Genomic DNA, 20,586 nt, shown 5'->3' on the forward strand with positions numbered 1-20,586 from the left:
TTTGGTTTGGTTTTGGTAATTTCGGTATCTCTATTTGTCAGAGGCGGTGTTTGTACTATATCGTTGCGGGCTATTGGCTAATTAACGGATAGGTAAAACCGCAGACTTTCAAAGCTCCTGACATTGCGTACCACCTCGGCCGGGCTGGCGGCCTGTGTGTCACCCGTGACGGTATAAAGCCGCAGTTTTTGAAGCTGCTCGTCTTCCAGGCGATGTACAAAGCGGTATGTTAGCTTGCGCAAGCGTACGGTGTCGCGGTTACCCGGCTTGTTCATGCGCGAAAGAAAACCTTTCAGGCTGTTGTCTTTCGTGCTCAGGCGACTCACCCAATATGGCGCGAGGATGGGAGTGGTATAAAACTGGGCAAAGAGCGAAACAAACTCTTTTGCCTCCGCATGTACAATCTTGCGGGCCTCGTCATAACTGTTGCGGCACTGTGCGGCGGCGGGTAGTTGGCCGTAAAAGTTGTCGCGGTCAAAGAACTCGATCGAGTCGTATTGTGCCATCGCACGGTCGAAGTTCGGGGGCGCGCCGAAGTCCAGCACAAAGCGCTTCTGCAACGACGGTTGTTGCGGCTTGGCAGCGGTGGGAAATATACCCACCAGGCGATCGGTGGCGCCGACGATGATGTCGGCCTGCATAAAGTAATGCGCTACATTGCGAATGTGGCCTGCCTGCATGTGCATCCGCGCGGCCAGCATACCGGCCCGTTGTGCGTCGTGACTTACGATCGTCACGTACTTACAGCCTTCGTCATGCAAACGATCCACCACGAGGCGGGCCATCTTACCGGTGCCGATCACCAGCACCTTCTTTTCCATCAGCCCGCCCATACGCTGGCGCAGCATATCCAATCCCAGGTCAACCAGCGACACACAGTGCTGGTCAATGCCGGTCTGCGTCCGCACCTTGCGACCGATCTCCACGGCCTCGCGCAGCAGGCTGTCCAGCAACAAGCCAATGCTGCCGGTGTTCAAGCCAACCTGGTGCGCATGCTTCACTTGCGTGAGAATGTGGCGATCGCCCTTCACCTGCGAGCATAGGCCGCTGGCCGTCGCAAACAAGTGGCCAACAGCGGCCTCGGTATTTTTATAAAACTGTACGTAGTGGAAAAGGATCGGATCGCGGAAAAAGAAGTTTATCAGCGGCGTTATATTCTGACCTACCCCATAAATCACAAAGCGGCTGGACGTGGACACGATGCACACCTCATCAAGATCTTTCTTCAACTGTTGGATATACTGTTTCACACTCGCATCGTCTGTACCGAGCTTTTCACGAACGTGCAACGGTGCATTTTCGTGACTGATCTCGGCGCCGAAAATATGTTTCGCCATGGGGGGTCTTTTAGTATTACAAAAGTATTTTAAACGGTCTCCAGGCCCCATCAGCGGAACTTAGTATTTTGATTTACACTGTTCTACGTGAAAAAGTCCGTAGAAGTACGTACGGCTTTTGAAAGGCAAAACACGCTTCCACATGTAAGAAAAAATGGAAAAAAAGCGGTGTTTGATGGGCTTGGGAACAACCCGGGGCCCGGGGGGTATAGTAGGTACATTTCAGTCCTTAAAACCTGCTAAAAATCGATGCAGGGTTTATCGACCAAGTTGCATTTTTCGGCTGATCAGCCGGCCTTTGGGATCGTTCGGGAGCACTACGCGGAACAGGCTGCCAAACCCAATCTCCGACTCGACTTGCACGTGGCCTTGCAACTTGTCCACGGCTTCTTTTACGATGTACAAACCCAGTCCGGCGCCGCGTGAGCGCTCGGAGGCTTTGAAGAACATGTTGAAGATATTGTGGTGGTGCGCAGCCGCAATGCCGATGCCGTTGTCGAGTATATCCATGCGTACATGCTGCCCTTCGCCAACCATCGTGATGCGTATAAGTGAATGCGTCTTTATCGGATCGTAGAAATATATAGCGTTCGCGATGATGTTCTCCAGAATGATCTCCAACCGGTCGTAATCGGCAAAGAAAGGAAACGCGTCGTCGGCCTGTACATCGAAGCGTATGGACCGAAACGCGGGTTCTGCCTTGTGCCGGTCGATGATGTCCCACACCAGCTTCGTAAAGTCGATCTTCTTGCTGTCGAGTCGTTGATAGGAGGTGCGCGTAAAGCCCACCAGGTCGCGTACGATTTTCTCCAGGCGCGCCGTGCTGTCGTCGATCTTCTCGATATAGCTCAGCAACACCGGCTCGTGCGTCTCCATGCGCATCAGGTTCGTCAGGCCCATAATGGATGTCAGCGGCGACCGTAGGTCATGCGACGCGCTGTATAAGAACTTCTCCATGCGACGGTTCACTTTGGCAAGCTCATCGTCCCGATCCCGCAACAGTTGTTCCAACCGGCTACGGCATTCGTCTCCGTTCTCTGTGTTTTCCGTCTCAAGGGCGGCCGGCATCGGTTTGTCCTGGTTGTCCATCGCCTCGTTTCTATCGTTTAACCAAAGGTCAGCTATGCATCCGCCCTATTCAATACCGGAAAGTTTGGAGATTGGATACGTAGAAGTACGTAACACTATACTGCGCAATATTCCGTTGGAAAACGTGTCGACTTGGCGCTTCCTCCTCGCGCGTTAGATCAGCTCCAGCTGCTGTACTTTTTTGACCAGCTCAATGGCATTTTTGACACCCACCTTCTTCATGAGGTTTGCGCGGTGGGTCTCCACGGTACGGGGACTGATAAAAAGTTTGTCGGCCATCTGCTGGCTCGTCAGTCCTTCGGCAATCAACCGGATGATTTCAACCTCGCGAGGCGTGAGGCGTATCAGCTCTTCGCGCTGTTTCTTTTTTGTCACCGCATGCGAGTATTTCTTGAATATCACATCCTGTGCCTGACGACTAAAATAGTTTTTCCCTTGCAGCACCGACTTGATGGCGTACTCCAGCTCGGAGCCGCTTTCGTTTTTTACCACATAACCCTTTACGCCGATCTCTAAGCAGCGGCTCACATACTCCTCGTCGTCGTACATGGAAAGGATGATGATGCTGGCCAGCGGATTTTTGTTGAGCACTTCGCGGGCCACCTCCATACCGTTCAAATCGGGCATGGAGATGTCGAGGATCAGCAGGTCTGGCGCCAGTGTTTCAAACTGCTCGATGGCTTGCCGCCCGTTGGAGGCTTCGCCGATGACCGTATATTCTTTATTTTGTCTGATCAGGTTTTTGACGCCGTCGCGCACCATCGCGTGGTCGTCGGCAATGAGGATCTTATATCTGTGCATGCGCTAAAACGTTGTTCATGGCCGGTGCTTCCGCAATGATTAAAGTGCCCCGGTCCGTATCCGATTCAATGGTTAATTGTCCACCCATAATTTCCGCACGCTCGCGCATGTTGACCAGCCCGTGCTGGCTCGGCTTCTTCGGCGTAGCCGGTATACCCCGACCGTCATCTTCGACTGTCAGGCGTATCCTGCCTTCATCTTCGTGCAGCTGCACGCTGATAAACGAAGGCCGTGCATGCTTTACCGCATTGTTGATCGCCTCCTGTGCGATGCGATATAAATTGATCTTCTGCGCCTGGTTCAGGTCGATACGACTGCCCGACGACTCGAACGCCACCGTAATGGTCGACGAATCTTCAATCTGGTTACAGAGCGAATTGAGGCACGTGGCCAGATCAAAATCACGCAGCTTAGACGGCAGCAGGTTCTCGGAAATGCGCACAGACTCGTGAATGGCTTCATCGATCATCTTATACAGCAGCGCAGCATTTTCGTTGCCCTTTACTTCGGCGTTCACTTTCATCTTGATGGCATTCAACATCTGCCCCAGACCATCGTGCATGTCCTTGGCAATGCGGCTGCGTTCCTTCTCCTGCCCTTCCAGCAACGCCGCCATGCGGCCCTTCTCGAAATCTTTTAAGAGACGCTCGTGCTCGATGCGCTGCGAAATGTCTTTGAAGATGATGACCAATCCGGTAAACCGTCCTTTGCTGTCGATCACGGGGCTCATGCTGCCCTCGCCAATCGGCCGGTCGGTACCTTGCCGTGTGCGTAACACCAGGTTCTCGGGCATGGTGTTCACACGCCCATTGCCCAACATGCACTGAATCGGATTAACGTGCAGCTCGCCGGTCTCCGGGTTTTGTAAGTTCAATACATCGTATAATAATTTACCTTGTGCTTCCGCCAGCGGCCATCCCGAGATCGCCTCGGCGCTCGGATTCAGGTAGCTGATCGCATAGCTCTCGTCAATGACCACCACCGCGTCGCTAATAGACCGTACTGTCGAGAAATAACGCTCTTCACTCCGTTTTAGCCGCAACTCGATGTTGTGTTTATACAACGCCATCTCGATCACAGTAAAAATCTCGCGGTCTTCAAAAGGTTTAGTAAGATACCCGTATGGCTCTGTCACCTTCGCGCGCTGAATCGTTTTTTTGTCCGTCAGTGCTGTAATGTAGATCACCGGCACGTTGTATTTTAGTTTGATGATGCGGGCTGTCTCGATGCCATCGAGGTCGCCGCTTAGCATGATGTCCATCAACACCAGGTCCGGTCGCTGTGTCTCCATAAATTCCAACGCTCCCTCGCCCGACGCCTGTGTACCGAGCACAATGTATCCTTCGCTTTCCAACGTAGCCTGCAAATGGTAGGCAACGATGAACGAATCTTCTACGATCAGTATCCGCTCTTTTAGCAACATGATGGCTATACTACTCTTTGGTTGAATCGTATTAGGAATATAGTTCCTTTTTCGCGAATAATCTCCATTGCGCCACCTAATTGTTTGGCAAAAATCTGAATCAGCTGCATGCCAAAGGAACCCGCATGCCCCGGTACGATACTCTCGGCAAGTGTGATGCCATCGTCTCGTACCTGAAGAATAAATGTATTTACGTCCCTTTCCAGTAACACTAAAATCGTGCCCTCATCCCTATCTTTAAATGCGTGCTTCATAGCGTTTGTTACAAGCTCATTGACGATCAGCCCACAGTAAAGAGCTGTATCGAGATCAAACACGGTTTTGGGGATTTCTGCTTTGATGGTCAACTGCATGCTCTGGTTATCGTGAGCTGCCTGCAGGTCGTAAAGCATCTTGCCAAGATAGTCCGAGATCTCCACCTTGTCAAGATTATTGGTCTGAAGAAGTCGCTCGTGGATGAGTGCAATGGAGTGGATTTTCTTACGTGTGTTTTCCAGAAAATCGCTCACATCGGATTTCCCCAAAGCAAGTATCTTGATGTAAATGATAGAGGAAATCAATTGTAGATTATTTTTCACGCGGTGGTGAATCTCCTTGATCAGCACTTCCTTCTCCAACACCGAGGCGATCAGCTTCTTCTCGGTGATCAATTTCTGTGTAATATCGGTTGCAATCGCCACAAACGACCGCCCTTCCAACAGTTGAATGACCGTATCCACATCATAATACACACCGTTCTTGCGACTGTGTTTGATCTGCAGCTGAACCCGGTCCGTCTCACTACGCCGCAGCGGGCCCAGCAGCGCTTGCAGTGCAAATTCATCGGGATAATAGAACAAATCCGAGAATTTCATACGTGTGAGCTCCTCTATAGAGTACCCCACGTTCTTCAGCGCCGCGGTATTAGCGAACTCAAAACGAAGCGTATCGATGTTGAACAGGTATATTTCGTTGTAGCTCTCGCGTACAATTTTGTCCAATCGCGCCTGCTCCGCCTCCAGTTTTTTCCGGCTGGAAATGTCGTGACCAATGGACTGTATTTCATACACTTCTCCCTGCTCGTTCCGCAACGGCACATCCAACCACTCCTGCCATTGATGTGTGCCGTCACTTAAAATGACATCATGCTGTAGCGGCATGGGCCTGGCTGTACCCGCCACCAACCCTTCTAAAAATTCGCGGCGATCACCACGCATCCGTTCGGGTATAAAATTAAAAATGCTCTGCCCGATCAGGCGTGTGTCATCATTCGTAAACGTCCGCTCAAACGCGCGGTTCACAAACGTGATCCGCCAGTCAGGGGTAAAACGGCAGATCATTTCCTGCTGGTCGTTGACGATCGAACGGTATCGAGCCTCCGACTTCGCCAGCGAATCGGCCGTGTCGCGCAGGCGTTTTTCGCTTTCGTGGATCATAAACTCCGCGTACTTGCGATCCTGGTCCGCGCGCAACGCTTCTATAATATAGCCGATGACGATCACCAGCGGCTGCAGTTCCTGCCGGAAAGCATTGCCATACCCACCCGCTTTGTTGGCCAGCCCGATCACCCCTACCTGAATACCACTACGGAGTATGGGGATACCGATAAACGACCGCAACGGCGGGTAGCCTGGCCGGGGGTCTTTGGAGGGCTTGTTCGTGATCACCGTCTCGCCCAGGCGGATCACCCGATCCAACGGAGAGCCCAGGCTAAAAAACTCTATGCCCGCGCCGGCATCTTCATGACGTTGGCGCGGGATCTCCCCGTCCTGCATATCAATCAGCGCGAACGTACGCACATAGGGTTGCCCATCGCGCGCCAATACTTCGCCGATGAAGCCAATCTCACTCTCGGTCAGCGCCAGAATATTCTGGAGCGCCGTGTCAAAAAAGATGGTCGGCTTGATATCGCGTATAAATTGCAGCTGCGCCAGGTTGATGATCTCCAGCACCTGGTTCTGATTCTTGAGCGCCCGCCGCTTCTGGTAAAGCTCGACCTCGTTGCGTTTCCGCTCGGTGATAGACAAGGCCACACCCGCCAGCGCATATACCTCCCCATGCTCGTCGCGCAGCGGAAATTTGATGGCCAGGTATGTCTCGCTCCTGCCTTCGGTCACCACCTCCTGCTCGAACTCCTCCAACCGCCCAGTGCTCAGCACCGTCTGGTCCGACGACGTAAACACCTCGGCTTGTGAGGGCTCGAACAAATCATAGTCGGTATAGAGCCCGCCCTTTGGCAGTGGCACCTTGATAAATTTATCTTCAAAGAGCTTGTTGTAAAACATATAACGCCCCTGCAGGTCTTTCATAAAGACGATCAGCGGCGCATGGTCGGTAATCTTGCGCAGCAGCTCCTCGCTCTTCAGCATTTCGTGCACGGCCGTCTTCAAACTCGTAATGTCCGACTGAATGACCATAAATCCGCGCGGCTCCTCGTCCCCGCCTACCAGCGGAATCACCTCGACATCGACCCAATATTTCGTGCCACCCCTGGTATAATTAATGAGCTCGGTGCGAAACGTACGCCCCTGCCGCAGCATGTTCTCCATATAGGCCACCGTCTCGGGATTGGTCTCCGGCCCGTGGAGAAAGCTCGGGACACGCCCCACTACATCTTCCAGCGTATAACCCGAGATGCGCTCGAAGCCCTGGTTCGCCCAGGTGATCTGCCCCCGCGCATCGATCATCAGAATGCTGTTGCTCGTACGATTGGCAATCATGCTCAGCGTCTGCAATTCCAGGTTGCGCTGCTTGCGTCGCGTCACATCGCGAAACACGCCGATCGCGATGCCGTCGGGCAGGAAGGTTCCCATCGCCTCGATGTCTTTGATGTTGCCCGCCGCGGTGATCATCCGAAACTCAACCTGCACCCGGCTCACCGGCTGCGCCGCATCGTACAGGCCTTCTTTGATCTTGTCGTAGATCACCGACCGGTCCGGCTCCGTCACATACTTATCAATAAAGGCGGCCAGCGTCATGCGCAACGGCGCCGCTGGACTTTCTTCCAGCAATTCCAGCAGCTCGGCGCTCAACGTCAGCTCCCCGGTGCCCAGCGTCAGCTCGGCAATCGCCGTCTTCGAAAAGCGCATGACCTCTTCCAGGCGGATCGCCGCGCTGTTGCTTTGGCCCACATGGCCCGGCACCGCGGGATGCGCCGCCATCAGCCAGCAGTTTTTATCTTCATACAGCACGGCGGCGGTATGCACTTCGTAGGGAGGCTCTTGCCCGCGCAGAATATCATGCAGGCAAATGCCGAGGGACTGCTGCCGGCTATATCCAAAAGCAGCCACCGCCGCCTGGTTCACATCGAGGATGCGTGCGGTATGGGGTTCACAGATCCACGCGGGAAGAGGGTGAACGTGAAAAAGATCGGTAGGCTTGTTTTCCACCATTAGAATAGAAAAATAACGATTCTTGGCAACGGTTTCGTACGTGTAAATACGTAGGTAGGGATGCGTATCGCAAAACGATTATGAGGTGGTCAACTTGCGCAAATCCCTGTTCACATCTTACCTGGTTCAACAGGAATAAAGATGTTAAAGGTCGCTCCCTCGTTCAACTGACTGGTCACAAAGATGTGACCATTGTGAATTTCAACAACCTTTTCAACAATTGAAAGACCGACTCCCGTGCCTTCGTACCGATCCTTTCCGTGAAGTCGTTGAAACAGCTCAAATATCTTTTCTTTGTATTCAGGTTCGAAGCCGATGCCGTTGTCTCTTACACTGATATGGCAATATTCTTTACCCGGTGCCATACCTGCATTGTTTGTTTTATCGGTTATCATATTTACGCATTCGATAGTGACATGTGCAGGCACTTCAGGTTTAGAAAATTTAAGTGCGTTACCAATCAGGTTGAACATCATTTGTTGAAACTGAAATGGAATAATGTAGACAGAACAATGTGCGTTAACCTCAATTATTGCATTCTTTCCCTGAATGGTCTCACTCAGCTCTAATTTTACTTCTTCTATTATTTGGCCAAGATTTACGTTTTCAAATTTCCGCTCCCCCTTACTTATACGAGAGAAAGTAAGAAGATTTTGAATGAGCGCTTGCATACGGTGGGCAGCATTTTGTACCCTAACAAAATAGTCCTTCCCCCTATCGGATAGATTCTGATTTTCCGTTTCCAGCAAAAACCTGGCAAATATTTGTATTTTCCGTAAGGGCTCTTGCAGGTCATGGCTTGCGACGTAGGTAAACGAATTCAACTCCTTGTTCATTGATTGAAGCTCTTCATTTTTTCTTTCAAGCAATTCATTTGCTACGCTAAGCTCCCGGGTCCGTTCCTGCACTTTTTCTTCCATCAGGTTATTCAGGCTTACCATTTCCTGGTTAACTATTAGTAGCTCTTCATTGGAGCTTTGCAATTCTTCCTTGCTGGTCTCCAATTCTTCATTTAAACTTTGTAATTCCTCGCTGCTGCTTGATAATTCTTCATTGTCGCTTTGGAGCTCTTCGTTAGTAGCTTCCTGGTCATCGGTAATAGCGCGCATATCTTCATGGGTCTGCGCCAGCTCCTGCTCTAAATGATGTATCCGAATATCGCGGGCATCTAATTTTTCTTTGTTTGATAATGTTTGACCTTTGCCATTTGATCTGGTCTTCCCCACTGGAGCACGCTTTTCGGTAACAGGTTGGCTCTCTTGAAATATGACGAGATAATAAGGTTCTATTGTATTGGAAAGGGGAATCGCTTCTATTGAGATGTAGGTTACAGTCCCATTCCGTTCAAAAGGAATAGCGTTTTTTGAAGCCTGTCCATTTTGCTTCTTCACTTTATGGAGAAGGCTCCGAAGCTCAAAACCCAGACCCTGTCTGGCCATCTTAATAATGTTATGACTGGGTTTTCCAGGCAACTGTTCCAGGTATGCGCTTGTATTGCCCCGGAAGTCGACGATCTCCAATGCCTCGTTTACAATTACACCGCTTGGGTTGTACTTGCTCAACAAAACATCGTCAGCCTTTCGCTGAAAATCGTTATCCATTGTTTCAATTTTAACGCTATTACGATGGGTACCTGTACCTCGTTCGTCTTTTAAGTCGGCTCCGTGCTTATATTTTACGGGCACATTGTTGCGAGAATATAGCTTTTCATTTTTTTCAATCAACGTATAAAGCTCCTTTACACTGTTTGTGGTTTCTGTTCGACCTAAAAATAGAAACCCCTTCACATTCAATGCATAATGAAATGTAGTCAATGCTTTCTTTTGCAAATAAGGCTGCATGTAAATGAGTACGTTGCGGCAACTGATAAAATCCATTTTTCTGAAAGCGGGATCTTTCACAAAATTATGCTGCGCAAATACACACATTTTGCGTAACTGCTTGTTCACAACATAGCCATCTTTTGTGGGTGTAAAGAATTTTTTAAGCCGTGAGGCACTCACTCCAGCCAATTCACCTTTTTTATATAAACCATCACGTGCTTTTGTAATGGCAGGCTCGCTAATGTCGGTGGCAAAGATTTGCACGTCCCTTGGATTGGTTCCCAGACATTCAGCAAAGCACATCGCGATAGAGTACGCTTCTTCACCCGTGCTACAGGCAGTTACCCACACACGGATTGGCTCTTCCGCCGGCTTATCTTCTATAATTAGCGGAAACAAAAATGAACGCAAAAGATCAAAGCTTTTAGTGTCCCTGAAAAAACTTGTGACGGGAATGAGCAGATCCTGGTACAACAGATCTTGCTCGGCTTTGCTTTCTCGCAAAACATCCAAATACGTACCGGGCGAATCGGTTTTATTAAAGGCCATCCTGCGAAGTATTCTTCTGCGGATAGTGGTTTGTTTGTAGTAGGAGAAGTCTGTGCCCTTTCGAATCTGAAGCTGCAAAAGAACCTGTTTAAACACGTCTTCATCTTGCATAGGAATGGTTTCACCATTCATACTCTTCATGCTTTTGTTTGTCTCTAAAATCTTCTGTGGCATCTGACCGGGTGGGAGTATAAAATCAACGATTCCTGATTGCTCCGCACTGATGGGCATGGCTGCATACGCAGCAGATTCTTTATCCTGGGCAAAGGTAAGTCCGCCCCGGGCTTTAATGGCTTTCAGGCCTTCTGTTCCATCGGATCCTGTACCGGATAACACCACACCTATCGCATGACCTTGATGCACTTCGGCCAGCGAGGTAAAAAAAAGATCTATAGGCAAATTTCTTTCCTTTTTGTTCTTTTTGGGACGGGGGCTCAACTCTAAAACGCCATCATTGGCGATAAGCATTTTGTTGCTCGGTATAATATAGATGTGGTTGGGCTCGACTTTGATCTCGTCCGAAATTTCCAGAACGGGTATTGGTGTTACCTTTTGAAGTATGTCTGTAAGGCGGCTTTCATGATTGGGATCAAGGTGTTGCACGAGTACAAAAGCAAGCCCCGAATCCTCGGGTATTGCCTTTAGTAATTTTGTAAACGCATCAAGTCCACCTGCCGATGCTCCCACACCAACGACAGGAAAGAGATTAGATGAAAGTGTTTTTCCATCATTCGTTTTCATCTTATTAGGTGCTTATAATCCGGTTTCATCCTCTCACTATTTAAATCCAAAAAAACTGGTAACTAATTAACACGAATAGCAAGCTTCGATCGCAAGAATAAATACTTACGTGAGCGATTCTTTTATGCAAATCATTGCAGGGTTGCCGTGTGATGCCGGAACGGAATAATGATTGGAGCTCACATTCCAGAAGAATAAACCAGAAGTAGGTAATGTAACGATTAATAGGCATTAAACCTATGTTTATTTTACCCTTGTCATGGATTCAGTACTTTACCATGCGAAAGCGATAAACGACATATTCAAAAACCACTATATTTGTTACTGTACACCAACTTATGAAGACTTTATACCCCACCGTTGTAAAATTGCTGGCGATCTACCTGATCCTCTTCATACACACAACGCCCCTCTCCGCGCAAACCACCACACCGCTCGACAGCACCTACCTCGCCCACCTGGCGACCTTTTCCAAAAACGCCCATACCCTGGCGAGTGAAATCTGGCCCGGCATGAAGATCGGCCCCTTCTGCATCTTCCGGGTAAACGGCCCCGCCTATATCATGAACCACCCGGCGCCGCCCAAAGAAGCCCGCCTGCTACACGACAGCATCTCTATATTTAAGCAATCCGACTACGCCCTGGCCGGCACCACCCAAACCCCGATCAACAACCACCTCACCGCCCACAACAACTACGGCCAACCCATGTACGTCAGCGTAAACCAGTTTTACGCGGAACTGTTCCACGAGCTGCACCATGTATACCAACGTACCGCGATCAAACAGCTCAAGTTCGAAAACCTTGCCGATTTACTCACCTATCCGGAAGACCCTCACAACGACGCCCTAAGGCAATACGAAAACGAAGCGCTGCTGGAAATGCTTCTCGGACCAGCCGAGAAATTCACAGAGAACCTCAACCGGTTTTATTCATGCCGTTTACTGCGCAAGACCATCATTGGCGAAAAATACAGCAACTATGAAAAGAGTGTCGAGTCAGCGGAAGGCCCTGCGACGTACTGTGAGTATGCCTATATGAAGAAATACGCCACCACGGCGACAGAACAAGAGTTCATTCACAAGCGGTTTTATTACTCGCTGACAGAACCTACCTACGGCCGCGAGGGTTTACGCAACAAGCACCTTCTAAGCGGCATGGCCCAATGTATTATCCTAACCCGGCGATTCAAGAACTGGCAGACCGAGTATTACAACTCCGGCCTGCCGCTGAATGATTTCTTCTTCTCGAAGTTACCGGCGAAACAAGTGAAGCTACCCACACTTGCCTCTTACGAAGCCAAGGCCCAATACTTTACCACCCAGGAGAAAGAGAAACACGCCCAAAACCTGGAAGCCTTCAACAATCAACCCGGACGGAAGATTACATTGATCTTTAACACACAGCCCGAATTCCGCGGCTTTGATCCGATGCACGCAGAGGCAGTGAATGACAGCCTGATCATTCACTCGACATTGTTAAAGCTGGGCAAAGGCACCAACAGTTTTACAGCGATCAATCAGGGTACGCTTGCGCGGATTAACAAGCAGGTATGGTCTGTGAAGCAATTGACGTTCTTTGTCCCGGAAACCGCAGTCAAATTTGAGAACGGCATACTTACCTATACAGACAAGGCGCTATCTGTCCAATGGAAATACACAAAACTCGATAAAAATGGTAACGAGTATATCGTTACCAGCGAATAGTCTTCCGCCGTTAAATTTCAGGAATAATAGGCGTCTTCCCGTCTGAAAATTCCAATGGCTTTTCACTTTGAATACTACAGCAAAGCATCTACCAAGCCAGATATTTGCCGAACTCTCTCCAGAACTTCTTCTGGAGATGGTACGTTCTTTCCTTCAAATACTACCTCTGCTTGAAACACCATTGACCGTTGATTGAACCACGTCTTCATTTCTCCAGGCTCTATAAACTGTGCATCACCCGTCTCTTTCTAAAAAAAATGTTCGCAGTTCTGATAAACCTCATCAGGAACTTCCGTCTTGGTGAGCGGAAAATTAAACGTCTGTTCGAAAGAAGCCAAAACCGATCGCCTAGGTGATCCCGTTGTATAGTTTCATTTGCTATCAAATATTCCGGTTACTCGCAAGAACTTTCAAAAGTTATTTATCATTCTAGTTACTCGCCGCGGTTGAAAACAAGATCCTTCCCGCCGGCGTTTTCTTCTGTCAATGACTCGCGAGGGCAATTTTCAAATTTCTCTGTTACTTCCATGAGCAAGACCTGAAAAGTCCGGTATCATTGCGCTGAAACTCCAGAATATTGAATAGATATCCAATAGTTCATTAAGATTTAACCAATAGATATCGAATACCTATATAGCTATTGAATATCCTTTTATAAAATCTTCTTCCTTAAAATTTAATCTATCCAGTATATTGACAAGTATCGGCCATTTCGTAGATTCGACCTGGACACCGTTAAAATTTAGGCCGTTGTCTAAAACCCTCTCGTTACCCTAAAATTAATTGACTATGCCTTTTCTTGAGGGACCATTCGCGTTTACCGGCAAGCTGGACATGTTGAGCGCGTATCGCATGCGTGGCATCGACAAGATCGTTGTTCGGCGAAAAGGCGGCCCAAGCCGCGAAAAAATTAAAAGTGATCCCAGCTTCAAAAATACGCGCCACACCATGTCAGAGTTTGGCGGGTGCTCGCGGTTGGGCAGCTATGTGCGGCTGGCGATGCACCACATCAAGCAATTGTCAGACTATAATTTTGGCAGCGATATCAATAGCATCATGCGCCAGGTACAACTGCGCGACGGCACCGGCGAATGGGGCCGCCGTAGAATTATACTGTCCGACCACGCGCGTATACTCGAAGGCTTTCTGACAACCAAGAAGGCCCCCAGCTTCGACTCGATCGTGCGCACACCCGTATACTATACGATGGACCGGGCCAATCGTTCGGCACGCGTGGAAATCCCGGAGCTGCTCCGTGATATTAACTACTTTCCGCAGAATAACCACGCGATGTTTCGCCTGACGATTACGCTGGGGATTGTGCCCGACCTGAATTATGATATAGCAGCGAAAGAATATCTGCCGGCGACGTGGTATGATCCGTCGTGCTATGCGAAGCGTGTTTCGACGGATTGGAACCCGTCGTTGAAAGGAATGCGAAGCACTACGCTGGAGCTGGCCATGGAAACACTTCCGCCGGAGGATGGCTGGACGTTGATGCTGGCGATTGGAATTCAATATGGGGCGTTTCGGGAGAATGGGAAGGTTGAGGAAGTGAAGCGGTTTGGAGCGGCGAAGATTTTGGCGTTGCGTGGGAAGGATGAGGCGTCTGGGGGCAGGGTTGATGATGATGGGATTGGGGAGGATGAAGAGCTTTTGAATGAAGTGGTGACGGAGGATGCGCCTGTGGTGCAGTTCGAATGGGAGTCGGGAGGGTATCGGGGGCCGGAGGTGCGGTATGTGTATGCGATGAAGGAGATGGTAGCAGAAAAACGACAGGGTGCTGTTTATAGTTATGCTATTCCAGTGGCAGTACAGGAAGATCCAGACCATACGTTGGGTACGCCCTATATTAAGGCTTATAGGCACTATACTCAACAACAATACCACTACGCCAGTCTGAAGACTGGCGATAGTGGTGGTCACAAGTCTCCGCCCCGGGGCGGGGCTAAGACTTGCGCCAGATGCACCTGGTGTGTACGCTATCTACTTAGCTCGGCCAGGATGGCTTCGCCGACGGCTTTGGCGGATTGGGGGTTTTGGCCGGTGATGACGCGGGTGTCGACAACTACATGCGATTGCCAGATGCCGGACTTTTCGAAGCGGGCGCCGCGCTCGATCAGTTTAGTCTCTAACGCGAAGGGTACTACTTTTTCTAATTTGACAGCAGCTTCTTCTTCGTTGGTGAAGGCGTTGATCTTTTTGCCATCTACCAGGTATTTACCGTTGGGAAGCTTAATGTTTACCAGGCCGGCGGGGCCGTGACATACGGCGGCCACAATGCCGTTACTGGTATATATTTGGGCGGCGAGAGTGGATAGCGCCGTGTTGTCGGCCAGGTCCCACATGGCGCCGTGACCACCGGCGTAGAAGATGGCGGCGTAATCGCCGGCTTTTACTTCGGAGGGCTTGAGGGTGTGCTCTACTTTGTGGCGGTATTCTTTGTTTTCCCAGAAACGTTTGTTGGTGGAGTCGCCGAGGTTAAAGCCGTCGACGGGGGCTTTACCGCCCTGCGGGCTCACGAAGTCGATTTCGTAGCCGGCTTCGTGGAGCACTTCCCACGGGTGGGCTACTTCGCTGAGGTAGTAGCCGGTAGGCTCACCGGTGCTTCCTTTTTTGTCGTGGCTCGTGACCACGAATAGAATTTTCTTTTTCATGTTTGTCTTTTGTTTTGTCTTTTGTGCTGTTGCCGGGATGATCAGGGCCATCGCCAGCAGGGTCAGTAAAATTCTCATGATCCGTTTTGTTTGCGTTTAACGATACAAAAATGCCGGCTTTCGAGGGGCCGGCACAGGAAGTAGGTCACATGTTTTGTGTGATGTAGATCACACCTTGGAAAGAGGCGTCAGGAGGAAAAGCGGCTGAGCGTCTCGCGGGAAACACCCAGGTACGATGCCAGGACTGTTTTGGGCACACGCTGGATCAGCGTAGGATATTGCTGTAATAATTGATCGTAGCGCTCGCGGGCGTTGTTGTTCAGCAGCGACAGGACGCGTTGCTGCAAGGCAATGTAGCCGAAGTTGGATTTGCGCCGGAAGAAGTGCTCCACCTTGTGCAGGTCGGCGCAGAGTTTCTCGCGGTTGGGTAAGGACAGGCAGAGCAGCTCCACGTTTTCCAGGCAGTCGATGTTGAGGGTGGCGGCGGTTTCGTTAAAGTAAGCCTGGTAGTCGGAGATCCACCAGTCTTCCATGGCAAATTGAATAATGTGCTCTTTGCCGTCCTGGTCGGTGTGGTAGGCGCGTAGGAGCCCGCTGATGATGTAGTGGTCATTGCGAACCAGGTCGCCCTTCTGGATGACGAACTGATGTCTTTTGTATGTGCGCGTGGTGAAGTGAGAAAGTATATAGTCGAACTCGTCGTCGGTCAACGGGGTGATTTTTTCGATGTGACTTCTGAGCGGATGGGACATAAACCATCAATGTTCCAGGCGTTTTAACGATCCGGTTACTTTACACTCGTCGAAAGTAACGGGGAGACTGGCTTTGCCGGCGGGATCGCTCCAGGAGCCTGAGAGGTATACTATGTCAGACTGGTTGTAGTGCAGGTTATAGGCGCCCTTTTTGTACTCACGATCGATTTTTAGATCGAATTTTCCCGTAGGGCGTTTGTTTACGGTTTCGGTCAGTGTAATGGTCTGAGGGGTATAGCGGCCCGTGAGGGTTAGTGGCTGGAGCTTGTCGTCGTAGTAATAGTAGCCTGTGACTTTGTCGGAGCTTTTGTCCAGGTTGATGGCCATGGTGAAGGCATGCTGGCTGTCTACCTTTCCAAAAACGAACAGGTTGGTAGGCTGCTCGCCCTTTATTTTTTGGTTATACAAACACTTATCGATGCCGTACCGGGCGGTGTATGCATCGTCCAACAGCGCCTTCTTTCCCGTCGGACTGAGGTATTGTTTGAGCGAGTCCACGGGCATTGATCGCATGATGTCCGGAGCACAGGCTTTTGCCACGTGCGGGAAACAGTCGCTGGTAAGCGAGAAGTATAACCAGCCGTTCTTGATTTCGTACCAGTCGATATCGTAGTAGCTGCAGTATGGATCGATGTCGCCGGCGCATTCCGAGGCCTTCTGAAAAGCCCCTTTGGCACTCGTCAGCCAGTAGCGGTTTAAGAAATCGGTGTAGCCCGTCAGTGTGAACAAGGCTTCGAAGGGAATGTCTTCGTTCTGAAGGTAGTCGCCGGTGTTCAGGTCAAACAGCATTTCTTCTTCTACATTGTTTGGATAAGCACCGTAGTATTCGCCGGCAAATGCAATGAAGAGCCGGCTCTCTTTTATTTCGGATATGAAGCTCACACCGTACCACCGGAACTCGGTAAGCTCCCGCTGGTTAAAGCTGTTGATCATAAACTTTTCCAGCAGGAAAGAGTTGATCTTTTCTACCACCTTGCTGTAACGGCCCGACGTGTCGCGCACCCGGGGGAGTTGCGAGACGACGCTGTTGTCGATGGTTTCTGTCAGGGTGACCGTGTCGACAACAATCGCGTGTTGGGATTGTGCGCAAAAAGTTGCGAGTAAGAGCGTTAGAAAAAACAGGTTGCGCATGGCGATTTGGGGGCTGCGGTTGGTAAAGATACAAAAACGGCGGAGATGCAGCATAAAACAGTGTGCGTGTGAGCGCGGGAGCGAAATAGGGCAATCTGCCTTTTCTTCGCTCCCGCGCTCTCACGCACACCGTCTCCCGGGGTTATGGCTTTACTTCTTCAGGACCAGGTACTGGTACGGTGCCAGGGACGCCGTGGTACCGAGAGTAACGGGGGTGTTAGTCAATGAGTTGGTCCAGGTGGTGTTTTGGACGGTGGCGTCGAGGGTGTAGGGGATGGTGGTGTTGCGGGTGTTGACCAGGACCAGGTACTCGTGGCTGCCGTTTTTGCGTTTGAAGGCGGCAATGTCGTTGTGGGGGTAGGTGGTCAGCGTGCCGGTGGTGAAGGCCGCCGATGAATTATATACCGCAAACAGCTTTTCATATTGTTGCTGCATGGACAGGTTGGCGGACCAGTCGATGGGCGTACGTGTGAAGAAGGGCAGGTTGGCGTCCTGGCCAACTTCCTGGCTACTGTATAGTAGGGGCACGGCGCTGGTGAAGATCGTGATGACCGATGCCGAAAGAGCGCCGCCGGCACCGTTGAAGAGGCCCATGGGGGTTTCTTCGTAGGCGGACACGTCGTGGTTGGTGGTGTAGCGCAGTTTGTGCGCGCCGGCGGGGATGCTGTTGTATTCGGCCTGGTGTGTGGTGAAAATGGACGTGGCGGCTTTGCCGTCGCGGTATACCTGTTTGATGTTGGTGTAGAAGTCCCACGCGTAATTCATCTGGAACCCGGCCGTGAAGTTTTCGGCTTTGCCACCTTCGGCCAGGAGAATGAGCTTGCGGTCTTTGATGGCTTTAAGCTCGTCAAGGGCCTGTTTCCAGAAGTCCGTTGGGACGAAGTCTACCGCGTCGCAACGGAGACCGTCGACGTTGGCTTCGAGCACCCAATATTTCATGGCGGCAATCATGGCTTTGCGCATGTCGGCGTTGTCGTAGTTCAGCTCGGCTACGTCGTTCCAGTTGGTGCCGGGCGGGATGATCACTTCGCCGGCGGCATTTTGCGTGTACCACGATTTGTTTTGCATCCACGGGTTGTCCCACGCGGTGTGGTTGGCGACCCAGTCGAGAATTACCGCCATGTTGCGGTCGTGTGCTTTTTGTACCAGCTCGCGCAGTTTGTCGAGGTTGCCAAATTCGGTGTTTACTTCCAGGTAGTTCCTGACGGAATACGGTGAGCCCAGGCCCCCGGCAGAACGTACCTGCCCCACCGGGAAGATCGGCATCAGCCAGAGGGTATTGATGCCCATGGCTTTGATCTTGTCAAGCCGGTCGATCACGCCCTGGAAGTTACCGGCCTGACTAAACGCCCGCAGGTTCACTTCGTAGAGCACGACATTCTGCGGGTCGGGCACGCCGGCAAAGGGTACACCGTATTGTTTCGGGTTGTCGTTGTCCGGTTCGGGTTGCGGGGCGCTGTCTTCGCTGCCGCAGGCCAGCAACATGCAGGCCATGAAGCAGATTTTCTTCATCATCATCAAAGTCATGGTCAATTCTAAAAGGGCTTATGGATTTTTAATTACAGTATAGGTATAGCGATACGGCGCCGTGGACCGCGTAAAGTCTACGCGCACGGTATAGCTACCCGGCTCGGAAATGCTGATGGCGGCATCGGTTGAGGTCAGCGTGCCTTGCAGCTGGTCGCTGGCGGGGCCATAGTTGATGTCCCACCCATTGTTGGCGCGGAACTTCAAGGCACCGTTTACCAGGTTGACGGTCTTGCTCCAGGTTTTGCTGGTGGCATCGTACGCCATCGGCGTGGAGCTGTCCCAGCTGCCCGGCGTGGCAGTGCCGATCAGGCCCCAGCTATCGATCTTGTCCAGCCGGTACGTTAGCGCCTCGATGTTTACCTGCACGCGGTAGTAGCCTGCCAGGGGTACGTCTATACCTGCCGCGGCACCGTCGACGCTCAGTGCATTCTCGCCGGCGCTGCCGTAATTCATGTGACCCCAGTCGGGTGCCGAGGTGAACTTGATCCACGTTGGACCGGCGATGCTTACGTAGCCTTCAAAGATTTTGTCGTTGGTGCCGGGCAATGCGTAGATCGTGAGCGCGTCGGGTTGTGACGGGTCGCCGCCGGAAGCCTGGTAGCCACCGGGGATCCACAGGGTGGCGGGTGTGCCCACGTCGGCGTTTCGGATTACCTGGTAAGTATAGTGGTAAGGGGCCGCACCACGGTTGAAGTCGAGTACGATGGTATAGTTGGCGGGCGAATGGATATTGATGGCGGCATCGGTTTGCACGAGGGCGCCGGTGAGCGCGTCGCTGCTGGCGGGGCCGTAGTTGAGGTCCCATGCGTTGTTGGCGCGGAACTTCAGGGCGCCGCTGTTCAGGTCGGTGGTAACGCGCCATGTGCGGGTAGCCTCATCGTAGGTCATCTCGGTGGAGCTGTTCCAGCCACCGGCTGTGGCAGTGCCGATCAGGCCCCAATCTGTTTTAGTCAGTTGATAGGTGAGGTCGTTGATGTCTGTATTGACCTTGTAATACCCCTCTTCGGCTACTGTAATGGTTTGTGCATTTTCACCCGTGGCCAGCGTACCGGCCGATGCGCCCTGACTATAGGTTGTTTTAGGACAGGTCGGGCTTTCGGCAAAGCGAAAAGACTGGTTGCTCTGCAGGTATACATAACCTTCGTATTGATCGTCATCGGTGGCATAGATCGCCGGTGCACTTTCACCACCGGCCAGCCACAAGGCAAGGGGTTGTTCACTCCACGGTGTAATGGTGAACGTACGCACGTCGGATGTCTGCGGGAATTTGCCGTTGAGTGCCGATGTGATGCGCAGCTGGACGGTGGCCTCGCGGTGTGGGGCGAGCTTCAGGTCGCTGACAAGCTTTGCATTGAGCTCGGACAGTGTCAGAGCAAATGTATTACGTGAGGTCGAGCCCAGCGCGACAGGTTGTGTAAAGTCGCGGCAGGCGGCGTCGACCTCCAGGGTATAGGTCACTTCGGTCGTGACACCGTATGCTGCTTTTTCCCAACGGATGTCGAGCTGGTCGTCCAGGTTTTCGGCATTGATCGGCTGACTCAGCTCGGTTTCGTTGGTGGTAATTACGGCCGGAGTAGCATCGGCTGTCAGTTGCACGCGGGTCTCGTCCTTTTCACAGGCTGTCAATAAAAACAAGAGGCTATATAGAAGTATCGATAGTCGTTTCATGGCGTCGG

General features: G+C 51.2%; 12 protein-coding genes. 1 reads left to right on the forward strand and 11 read right to left on the reverse strand.

Annotated features, from left to right (window positions below; genetic code table 11):
• Positions 1-77 precede the first annotated feature (77 nt).
• The 6 genes from K7P01_RS10085 to K7P01_RS10110 form a co-directional block, all read right to left on the reverse strand.
• Positions 78-1,337, reverse strand: coding sequence for a glutamyl-tRNA reductase (locus K7P01_RS10085; RefSeq protein WP_267292514.1), 1,260 nt, complete (start codon positions 1,335-1,337; stop codon positions 78-80).
• Between the two features lie 258 nt (positions 1,338-1,595).
• Positions 1,596-2,426, reverse strand: a complete 831-nt coding sequence (locus K7P01_RS10090; RefSeq protein WP_267292516.1) for a sensor histidine kinase — start codon at positions 2,424-2,426, stop codon at positions 1,596-1,598.
• 153 nt (positions 2,427-2,579) lie between these two features.
• Positions 2,580-3,227: a response regulator gene (locus K7P01_RS10095; RefSeq protein WP_267292518.1), complete on the reverse strand. Its 648-nt coding sequence runs from the start codon at positions 3,225-3,227 to the stop codon at positions 2,580-2,582.
• On the reverse strand, positions 3,214-4,650 hold the full coding sequence (locus K7P01_RS10100) for a response regulator (RefSeq protein WP_267292520.1): 1,437 nt from the start codon (positions 4,648-4,650) through the stop codon (positions 3,214-3,216). Before K7P01_RS10100 ends, K7P01_RS10095 begins: the two co-directional genes overlap by 14 nt.
• A gap of 5 nt (positions 4,651-4,655) precedes the next feature.
• Positions 4,656-8,021, reverse strand: coding sequence for a PAS domain S-box protein (locus K7P01_RS10105; RefSeq protein ID WP_267292522.1), 3,366 nt, complete (start codon positions 8,019-8,021; stop codon positions 4,656-4,658).
• A 110-nt stretch (positions 8,022-8,131) separates the two neighbouring features.
• Positions 8,132-11,134, reverse strand: a complete 3,003-nt coding sequence (locus K7P01_RS10110; protein ID WP_267292524.1) for a chemotaxis protein CheB — start codon at positions 11,132-11,134, stop codon at positions 8,132-8,134.
• A gap of 338 nt (positions 11,135-11,472) precedes the next feature.
• Here K7P01_RS10110 and K7P01_RS10115 point away from each other — a divergent pair, with 338 nt between their 5' ends.
• Positions 11,473-12,840 carry a hypothetical protein gene (locus K7P01_RS10115; protein ID WP_267292526.1) on the forward strand — a complete coding sequence of 456 codons (1,368 nt, stop codon included), beginning with the start codon at positions 11,473-11,475 and terminating at the stop codon, positions 12,838-12,840.
• 1,982 nt (positions 12,841-14,822) lie between these two features.
• On the opposite strand, the gene K7P01_RS10120 is transcribed toward K7P01_RS10115, so the two are convergent.
• The 5 genes from K7P01_RS10120 to K7P01_RS10140 form a co-directional block, all read right to left on the reverse strand.
• Positions 14,823-15,575: a type 1 glutamine amidotransferase domain-containing protein gene (locus K7P01_RS10120; RefSeq protein WP_267292528.1), complete on the reverse strand. Its 753-nt coding sequence runs from the start codon at positions 15,573-15,575 to the stop codon at positions 14,823-14,825.
• A 110-nt stretch (positions 15,576-15,685) separates the two neighbouring features.
• Positions 15,686-16,249: a Crp/Fnr family transcriptional regulator gene (locus K7P01_RS10125; protein WP_267292530.1), complete on the reverse strand. Its 564-nt coding sequence runs from the start codon at positions 16,247-16,249 to the stop codon at positions 15,686-15,688.
• A gap of 6 nt (positions 16,250-16,255) precedes the next feature.
• Entirely contained in the window at positions 16,256-17,434 is a 1,179-nt protein-coding gene (locus K7P01_RS10130) for a hypothetical protein (protein WP_267292532.1), read from the reverse strand.
• 96 nt (positions 17,435-17,530) lie between these two features.
• On the reverse strand, positions 17,531-18,898 hold the full coding sequence (locus K7P01_RS10135; RefSeq protein WP_267292534.1) for an alpha-amylase family glycosyl hydrolase: 1,368 nt from the start codon (positions 18,896-18,898) through the stop codon (positions 17,531-17,533).
• Between the two features lie 27 nt (positions 18,899-18,925).
• Positions 18,926-20,578: a SusF/SusE family outer membrane protein gene (locus tag K7P01_RS10140; protein WP_267292536.1), complete on the reverse strand. Its 1,653-nt coding sequence runs from the start codon at positions 20,576-20,578 to the stop codon at positions 18,926-18,928.
• Between the last annotated feature and the right edge of the window lie 8 nt (positions 20,579-20,586).

Source organism: Parachryseolinea silvisoli (assembly GCF_021190955.1).
Lineage (GTDB): Bacteria > Bacteroidota > Bacteroidia > Cytophagales > Cyclobacteriaceae > Ohtaekwangia > Ohtaekwangia silvisoli.

Bases quoted from the DNA above. Each gene is read 5' to 3' on its own strand.
- K7P01_RS10085 (WP_267292514.1), bottom strand. From the start codon at position 1,337: ATGGCGAAACATATTTTCGGCGCCGAGATCAGTCACGAAAATGCACCG.
- K7P01_RS10090 (WP_267292516.1), bottom strand. From the start codon at position 2,426: ATGGACAACCAGGACAAACCGATGCCGGCCGCCCTTGAGACGGAAAAC.
- K7P01_RS10095 (WP_267292518.1), bottom strand. From the start codon at position 3,227: ATGCACAGATATAAGATCCTCATTGCCGACGACCACGCGATGGTGCGC.
- K7P01_RS10100 (WP_267292520.1), bottom strand. From the start codon at position 4,650: ATGTTGCTAAAAGAGCGGATACTGATCGTAGAAGATTCGTTCATCGTT.
- K7P01_RS10105 (WP_267292522.1), bottom strand. From the start codon at position 8,021: ATGGTGGAAAACAAGCCTACCGATCTTTTTCACGTTCACCCTCTTCCC.
- K7P01_RS10110 (WP_267292524.1), bottom strand. From the start codon at position 11,134: ATGAAAACGAATGATGGAAAAACACTTTCATCTAATCTCTTTCCTGTC.
- K7P01_RS10115 (WP_267292526.1), top strand. From the start codon at position 11,473: ATGAAGACTTTATACCCCACCGTTGTAAAATTGCTGGCGATCTACCTG.
- K7P01_RS10120 (WP_267292528.1), bottom strand. From the start codon at position 15,575: ATGAGAATTTTACTGACCCTGCTGGCGATGGCCCTGATCATCCCGGCA.
- K7P01_RS10125 (WP_267292530.1), bottom strand. From the start codon at position 16,249: ATGTCCCATCCGCTCAGAAGTCACATCGAAAAAATCACCCCGTTGACC.
- K7P01_RS10130 (WP_267292532.1), bottom strand. From the start codon at position 17,434: ATGCTGCATCTCCGCCGTTTTTGTATCTTTACCAACCGCAGCCCCCAA.
- K7P01_RS10135 (WP_267292534.1), bottom strand. From the start codon at position 18,898: ATGATGATGAAGAAAATCTGCTTCATGGCCTGCATGTTGCTGGCCTGC.
- K7P01_RS10140 (WP_267292536.1), bottom strand. From the start codon at position 20,578: ATGAAACGACTATCGATACTTCTATATAGCCTCTTGTTTTTATTGACA.